The 1,703-nt window shown below is 31.9% G+C and carries 1 protein-coding gene; it reads right to left on the bottom strand.

The features are described from left to right. Positions 1-164: 164 nt before the first annotated feature. Positions 165-1,499, bottom strand: coding sequence for an ATP-binding protein (locus AB1349_14135; GenBank protein MEW6558464.1), 1,335 nt, complete (start codon positions 1,497-1,499; stop codon positions 165-167). Positions 1,500-1,703 lie beyond the last annotated feature (204 nt).

Genomic DNA, 1,703 nt, shown 5'->3' with positions numbered 1-1,703 from the left:
AAGAATTATAACAACGATATAGAAAAAAGTTATTTTTGGTAGATTAAAAGCATCATATAAATCCGGCGAATAAATAATTACAACACCAAACACCAGAACTGAAATGAGTAACGTAGTCATAACTTCAAATAATTAATGTTTCCCGGTGTTTCAAACATAAAATTTTAAATTGCCCATGCGGGAATAAAAAACACCTCTGTTTTTTCTATCTTAATTTTATGCCAGAAATTTTGTGTTACCACAATTGCTTTTTCAGAAGAATACCTGTGAATAAAACTGCGAAGACCTGTTGAAATTTTTTCATCCGGATACAATTGATACTTTACTTCAATCGGTAATACATTATCATTAACAATAACAAAATCAACTTCTGCCCCGCGTTCACTTCGCCAGAAGTGAATTTCTGAAAGTGGTTTTTTATTTTTGGTTAATTGTGAAAAAATTCCGTTTTCTGCCAGATGTCCTGTATCCTGGCGGTAACTTAATTCTCTGAAATTATTAATCGTTGCATTTCTGAGTCCGGGGTCAAGGAAAAATGTCTTGGGCATTTTTGAATACTCTGAACGACGATTGGTGAAATATGGACGTATCAATTCTATAATAAAAGTATTTTCCAGCAAAAATAAATATTTTTTTACCGTAGGTCTTGAAATGCCGGCTGTGCTGGAAAGTTCTGTTTCACTAACAAGAGAACCTATGTGATTGGCTATCAGTCCTACCAGATTGTTAAATCCACGTGTGTCGTCTATATCAGCAATATCCCGTATATCTTTTCTAACGTAGAAAGAATAAATGTTTGTTATATCCTGTTGAAATTTATAAGGTTCTTTTTTCAAAACTATTCCGGGATAGCCACCAAATCTACAGAATAATTCAAAATATTCAAGCAGATTTTGACCCAGATTTTCATGCCAGCCCGGAATTTCAAATTTTCCTGTTATTAACATTTCGTTTAATTCACATTCTTTCTTTTTTTGTGCCAGATTATTTTCGCCTGAAAAGATAAGATATTCAAAGAAATCAAGCGGATAAATAACAAATAAATGAACTCTACCGGTTAATCTGTCAGTAAATTTCTTTTTTATCTCAAGAGAAGATGAGCCGGAAACAATGAATTTAATTTTTGGTTTGTAGTTATCATAAATGTATTTAAGAAAACTTGAAGGGTAATCCAGATATTGAATTTCGTCTATAAAAACCCAGATTTTCTGATTTGAATCTGCTCCCGAATCAGAAAGTAAATTGACGAATTTTCTAAAGTCCTTAATTCCATTCATCGTTTCCAGTTCAATGATATTTTCTAAATCAAAATAGAAAATCTGGGATGGCTTAATATTCTTTTCATTGATTAAATAGTTGATTAGTAGATACATTAAACTTGTTTTACCAACCTGGCGGGAGCCGGTGAGGAGCGTTATTTCATTCTCATCAAGTTCTTGTTTTAATGTTCCTAAAATGTTTCTGGAAAGCAAATTTTGAGGTATTTTTGTATTTAACATAACAAGATATTACATATTCCGCCTATATTTGTCAAGAGGTATTAACAAATTTCTACATTATTTCAACAAATACCTTAACATAGCGCAAAATTTTTGCTTTCCCGCCTTTGCGATGAATTTCTGTCTTTATTAAAAAAAAGTAGTTTCCTGGTTTTGCTTCTTTAGGAATTTTCAAAGACAGGGGCATTTCAACTTCTGAATTCG

Source organism: Elusimicrobiota bacterium, assembly GCA_040757695.1.
GTDB lineage: Bacteria > Elusimicrobiota > UBA8919 > UBA8919 > UBA8919 > JBFLWK01.
The sequence above is the reverse complement of the archived record's forward strand: the minus strand, read 5'-3'. Positions and strand labels throughout refer to the sequence as shown.